3 protein-coding genes are annotated in these 6,766 nt (G+C 32.9%); all 3 read right to left on the bottom strand.

Translation table 11 applies throughout. The features are described 5' to 3' along the window. Window positions 1-141 precede the first annotated feature (141 nt). Entirely contained in the window at window positions 142-1,947 is a 1,806-nt protein-coding gene (locus tag RYK99_RS08505; protein WP_314991799.1) for an ABC transporter substrate-binding protein, read from the bottom strand. 404 nt (window positions 1,948-2,351) lie between these two features. Next, window positions 2,352-4,154: an ABC transporter substrate-binding protein gene (locus RYK99_RS08500; protein WP_314991798.1), complete on the bottom strand. Its 1,803-nt coding sequence runs from the start codon at window positions 4,152-4,154 to the stop codon at window positions 2,352-2,354. A gap of 406 nt (window positions 4,155-4,560) precedes the next feature. Then, window positions 4,561-6,363, bottom strand: a complete 1,803-nt coding sequence (locus RYK99_RS08495) for an ABC transporter substrate-binding protein (RefSeq protein WP_314991797.1) — start codon at window positions 6,361-6,363, stop codon at window positions 4,561-4,563. Window positions 6,364-6,766: the final 403 nt, after the last annotated feature.

The raw sequence follows: 6,766 nt of genomic DNA, 5'->3' as shown, positions 1-6,766 counted from the left end.
AAATTGAAATCCGGGGCTGGAATTTTTCCATGCCCCGGATTTAGTATACAACCTTATAATCGCAATCACTATTTCCTAGGAAATATCAAAAAATAAACGACATAGACAACCGAAGTCATCTATGTCGTAAGTTAATTTTTATTATTTAGCACCTTCGTTAGCTGTTAACTCAAGTTCATAAAGTTTGAATTGGTTTTTCTTAACTTTATCTAAGTCGTAAGCTTTAACACGTTTGTTGAAGAATGAGATACTTGTATCCCAGCTTAATGGGAAGAATGGTAATTCTTCAGCTACTTCACCATCAAATTTGTTGTAAGCTGCTTTTAATTTAGCATCGTCAAACATATCTGCTGATCCTTGAGCTTTGAAGCTGTTTTCGAATGCTTCAGTAGTGTAACGGTATAAGTTTAATGGAGCTTTTTTACCTAGTAACTCTTGACGGTTAGGGTTTGTTCCATATTGCCATGCACCTTGGAAGATATCGATTGATGGATCATCAGCTTGTACACGTTGAGAGAAGTCTTTTGGAGACATAAGTTTTCCGTCTACTAATTTAACATCTAATCCTACTTCTTTCCATGATTTTAGGAATACGTCAGCTAATGCTTGGTCATATTCAGCACCTGTATTACGGATTGCGAAGTTGAATGAAAGTTTGTTTCCGTTTTTATCTTCACGTAGTCCGTCTCCATCTTTATCTTTGTATCCTGCATCATCTAATAATTTTTTAGCTTTTTCTACATCTTTTTTAGCTGCAGTAGCATTTTCGTTTACTAATTTACCTACAGCTGCTGGGTACATACCAGATCCAGTTGGAGTGAAACGTAATCCTTTAAAGATTTTTTCATTGATTTGGTCACGGTCAACTGCATATAGGAATGCTTGACGTAAGTTTTTGTCTGCTAGTTTAGAGTTAGAATCAACTACGTTTTCACCTTTTTCTTTGTCGAATTTACCTAGTTTGAATCCTACATATGACATGTAACGAGAAGTATCACCTAAGAATGTTCCGTTTTTGATGTCTTTTGCTCCTTCGTAAACACTTGGAGTAACGCTATCGATATAGTCAACTTCTCCATTTTTGATTACTTGGCTAGCTTGAGCTGGAGCTACTGTTTTGAACTCAATTTTTTTAAGTTTCATTTTATCTTTGTTGAAGTAGTGAGGGTTTTGTTCTGCAAGAACACTTTCTCCGTTTACTACTTTAGTGATGTAATAAGGACCATATGATAATGGTTTTTTGTTTAAGTCTGCTTCAGCAAATTTAGCGAAGTCTTTAGAAGCTTCTTCTACTTGTTTGGCGTTTAAGAAGTCAGTAACTAAACCTTCACCCCATAGTAATGATGGACGTACTTCAGTGTATTTAAGTACTACTGTTTTATCATCTTTAACTTGGATACCAGAAATATTTTTCGCTTTTCCAGTGTGGTATTCTTTCATACCTTCGATATATTCAAATGATTCGTTGTAACGAGTGTTTGTAGTAAATTTAGGGTTACCCATAAGTTCGTAAGTAGCTACGATATCTTTTGTTGTGAATGCTTCACCGTTGCTCCATTTAGCTCCATCGTGGATAGTTAATGTAACTTCTTTTTTATCACGATCTAAGTGGAATTTAACAGCATCATCTGCATTATCTTGAAGAACACGCCCTTCTTCGTCAGTAGAGAATGTTCCACCCATAACAGCTTGGTTTACGTATTGATCTTCTGCTTTATCTGAGAATACTGGGTTCCAAAGACCTGTTAATGGTTGTGCTGATAAGATACCATATTTTAATGTAGCACCATCTACAGCTGAACCACCGTTATCAAAGCTTGTTTTAAATTCTACTTTTGCTTTAGGAGCGTTTTTGCTTCCAGAATTACTTGATGTTGAACATCCAGCTAAAATTACTGAAAGAGCCATCGCTGAACTAAATACTTTAAGAAACTTATTCTTTTTCATTTTATTTCCTCCATAATATATAAAAACTTATTTTCAATTATTTATGAAATAATTCTAACATCATTTTAACGATAAGTCAAGTGAATTTTCAGAAAATAATATAAAAATAACAAAAATCTCTTTTAAAATTTCTGTTCGATATTTAAAAAACATAAATTTAATATTAGTTAACTAAATTGTATTCTATTGTTTTACAAATATATATTTTTCTTATTTTACTTACATAATAGGGACATCTAGCATCAAAAATCTACTATTCTTTCCATTTCAGTTTTGTTAAATTGATATATTTATTTTTATACAAAAAAAGACTGAGGGTGACTTGACAAAATCTTGTTTCTTAAGAAATCACGATTTTTAAGTCACTCTCAATCCTCTTTAAAACTTAATATAAAATTTTTAAATTATCCTTTTGCACTATCATTAGAGGTAAGCTCTAATGCATATAGTTTTTGTTCACCATAAGCGTATTTTTTAACATCGAAGTTTTTGATACGTTTATTTACCCATGTGATATCTGTACTCCAGCTAAATGGTAACCAAGCCGCTTCTTCTGCAAAGTCTTTATCGAATTTTTTGTATGCTTCTTTTCGCTTAGCATCATCTAACATTTCTTTAGAGTTGATTGTTTCTAAATCTTTTTTAAGCACATCACTCATATATCTTTGATAGTTAACTTTAGCTTTATCGCTTAATAGACGTGCTGGGTTAGGGTTAGTACCTAGGCTCCATGCTCCTTGGAATAAGTCAATAGATGGATCGTCACTTGTTACACGTTGTGTCCAATCTTTTGATGACATTAGTTTTCCATCAGCTAATTTTACATCTAAACCTACTTCTTTCCATGATTTAATAAATGCATCAGCAAGAGTTTGATCATAGTCTTGACCTGTGTTACGGATTGCGAAGTTAAATGTTAATTTCTTACCATCTTTATCTTCTCTTAATCCATCTCCGTCAACATCTTTAAGTCCTGCTTCATCAAGAAGTTTTTTCGCTTTTTCTACATCTTTTTTATACTTGAATCCATCTTTATCATAGTAATCTTCTGAACGTGTTGGGTAAATACCTGAGTTTGTAGGTGTGAATCGTAGTCCTTTGTAGATTTTTTCATTTAATTGATCCCAATCTACCGCATATCCGAATGCTTGACGTACTCGTTTATCCGCTGCTTTTGCATTTGGATTTACTTTCACTTCATTTTTCTCTTTGTCCCATGTACCTAGTTTAAATCCTACATATGAAATATAGAAATCTGGTTGTCCTAATAATGTTCCGTTTGAATAGTCTTTTACCGCGTTCCATACATTCGGAGTTACTTGTGACATGTAGTCAATTTCACCATTTTTAATTATAGAACTTGCTTGAGCTGGCGCAACTACTTTATATTGGATTTCTTTTACTTTTACATCGCCTTTTTTATAGTAGTATGGATTTTGCTTAGCAAGTACGCTTTCTCCATTTACTACTTTATCTAAATAATATGGACCATAAGATAACGGTTTTGTATTTAATTCTGCTTCTACAAATTTGCTAAAGTCTTTTGATGCAGCAGCTACTTGATCTTTGTTAAGAAATGTTGTTATGAATCCACTTCCCCATAGGAGAGCTGGTTTTACATCTTTGTATTGAATTACTACTGTTTTATCATCTTTTTTAGTAAGACCTGAGATTTTTTCAGCTTTACCTTCATGGTAGGCTTTCATTCCTTCTATTGTTTCAAATTCACTCTTATAACGGATATTATCTTTATACTTAGAGTTACCCATAAGTTCGTATGTTGCGATAATATCATCCGCTACTACGTCTTGATTGTTACTCCATTTTAAATCTTTACGGATAGTAAGTGTTACTTGTTTTTTATCCTTATCTAGATGAAACTTAACCGGCGCATCTTCATCATCTTCTTTTAATTTGTATGAATGATCAAAAGCAAATGTGTGTGCCATAGTATCTTCCATTACTGCATTATCTGTTGCTTGCAGGTGGAATACTGGATTAAACATACCTGTTAATGGATCAGCGCTAAGGATACCAACTTTCAGTATAGAATCACTTAGCGCACTCCCACCGTTATCAACTGATGTTTTAAATTCTACTGATGGTTTTCCATCTTTTGATGATTTTGATGACGTTGAACATCCTGCTAAAATAATTGATAGTGCCATTGCTGAACTGAATACTTTTAAAAATTTATTTTTCTTCATTTTTTCCTCCAATATAACTCTAGTTTATTAATAATTAATAAAGACAAAATTTAAGACGAGGTATCTTTGCTACATTAAAGCATGATACTTCGCCTTAAATCTATGTAAATTTGTAGCTCTACATATTTTTATTGAGAATATAGGAATAACTCAAAAATCGTAATTTCAAGTCAACCCTTGTTAATTAATTTTTCATTTAAAAGTTATATCTATTTTTTTATTAATATTTCTATAATATAAACAGTATATTCATATTTTCAAAGGTGAGAGGGCTTAAATTAGAAACCTCTATTGAAATTCTAATTTTCATCCCTCTCAAAAATTAATTGAAAATAAAATGAAATATAAGTTTATTAGGGGGAAATTCAACTAAGTGCCCTTAGCTAAATCTCAATCCTAAACTAAATTAATTTTTCGCTGGTGCATCAGCTGTTAACTCTAAACCGTAAACTTTTTGTTCACCAGTTTTAAGTTTCGCTAAATCAAGTGTTTTAACACGTTTGTTAACCCATGTCATTTGTTGTTGCCAGCTGAATGGTAACCAAGCAGCTTCTTCTCTGAATTGTTTATCGAATTTTTGATATGCTTCTTTAAGTTTAGCATCATCAAACATGTCGCTACTTCCCATAGCATCTAATGATTTTTGTAATTCTTCAGTTGTGTAACGTTGTAAGTTAAGTGGTGAAGTTTTTCCTACTAATGAACCTACGTTAGGATCACTTCCTAATCCCCAAGCTCCTTGGAAGATATCGATTCCTGGATCATCTGCTTGTACACGTTGAGAGAAGTCTTTAGGTGCCATAAGTTTTCCGTCTACTAATTTAACATCTAATCCTACTTCTTTCCAAGATTTAACGAATGTATCTGCTAATGTTTGGTCGAAGTCTTGACCTACGTTACGGATAGCGAAGTTAAATGTAAGTTTTTTACCATTTTTATCTTCTCTTAATCCGTCTCCGTCAGTATCTTTAAGTCCTGCTTCATCAAGAAGTTTTTTAGCTTTTTCTACGTTCTTAGTATATTTCTCACCGTCTTTGTTGTAGAACATTTTAACGATTGGTGGATAGAATCCAGAACCAGTTGGTGTGAAACGTAATCCTTTATAGATTTTTTCATTGATTTGATCCCAATCTACCGCATATCCAAATGCTTGACGCACTCGTTTATCTGCAGCTTTTGCGTTTGGATCTACTTCTACTTCACCTTTTTCTTTGTTGAATTTACCTAGTTTGAATCCAACATAAGAGATATAGTAATCAGATTCTCCTAAGATAGTTCCATTCTTAGCGTCTTTAGTTCCGTCCCAGATACCTGTAGTTAAACTATCCATTAGGTCTACATCACCGTTTTTAAGAACAGCACTTGCTTGAGCTGGTGATACTACTTTAAATTGGACTTCTGGAATTTTCACATCAGATTTTTTGTAGAAGTAAGGGTTAGCTTTCGCTAATACACTTTCCCCATTTACTACTTTATCTAAGTAATACGGTCCATAAGATAATGGTTTTTTGTTTAAGTCTGCTTCAACAAATTTAGTGAAGTCTTTTGATGCAGCTTCTACTTGAGCCTTGTTTAAGAATTCTCCGATAAATCCATTACCCCATAATAATGCTGGTTTAATCTCTGTATATTTAAGTACTACAGTTTTATCATCTTTTTTAACTACTCCAGAGATATTTTTTGCTTTTCCTTCGTGATAGTCCTTCATACCTTCGATTACTTCGTACTCATCACTGTAACGAACGTTTTCAGTGTACTTAGGATTACCCATAAGTTCATATGTTGCAACGATATCGTCCGCTTTTACGTCTTCTCCGTTACTCCATTTAAGATCTTTATGAATAGTTAATGTAACTTCTTTTTTATCGCGATCAACGTGGAACATAACTGGTGCTTCCTTGTCATCTTGTTTTAGACGGTTTGCATCGTCAAGTGGGAAAGCTCCTGCCATTGTATATTTCATTACATCATTGTCAGTAGATTGTAAATAAAATATTGGGTTAAACATCCCTGTTAATGGATCTGCTGAACTAATACCAACTTTAAGTTGTTGACCACTAAGCGCATTTCCACCATTGTCCACGGCTGTCTTAAACTCTACAGCTGCCTTTGTTCCCTTAGAATTGTTACTTGCGCTTGAACATCCTGCAAGTAACATTGTGAGAGCCATAGCTGAACTAACTACCTTTAACATTTTTTTCTTTTCCATTATCTTATCCTCCATGCTGTATTGTATACAGCCTTTCTTAAATATTTATTTTTAGCAATTATATCAGAAAAAATTACATGCGTCAAGTAATTGTCAGAAAATTTTACAATGTTTTTTTAATTTTCACTGAAATGAAATTTTATATTTATTGTAAAGTTGAATATATAACCCTAAATTTCCTGTATTAAAAAAGAATACAACTCTTATAACTCACAATAATCAAGTATTCTCAATCCATTCTATCATTCTTCTAAATTATACTTCTATAACAGTAAAATAAAATATTATTTAGAAAAATTTCTTAATATCATAAAAAAAGCCATGTAGAAATCTTTCTACATGACTTTCGGTTGTATACTAAATCCGGGGCATGGAAAAATTCCAGCCCCGGATTTCAATTTTT

Origin of the sequence: uncultured Gemella sp. (genome assembly GCF_963537375.1) — a bacterium.
In the GTDB taxonomy this organism is placed as follows: Bacteria; Bacillota; Bacilli; order Staphylococcales; family Gemellaceae; genus Gemella.
The sequence above is the reverse complement of the archived record's forward strand: the minus strand, read 5'-3'. Positions and strand labels throughout refer to the sequence as shown.

Bases quoted from the DNA above. Each gene is read 5' to 3' on its own strand.
- RYK99_RS08505 (WP_314991799.1), bottom strand. From the start codon at position 1,947: ATGAAAAAGAATAAGTTTCTTAAAGTATTTAGTTCAGCGATGGCTCTT.
- RYK99_RS08500 (WP_314991798.1), bottom strand. From the start codon at position 4,154: ATGAAGAAAAATAAATTTTTAAAAGTATTCAGTTCAGCAATGGCACTA.
- RYK99_RS08495 (WP_314991797.1), bottom strand. From the start codon at position 6,363: ATGGAAAAGAAAAAAATGTTAAAGGTAGTTAGTTCAGCTATGGCTCTC.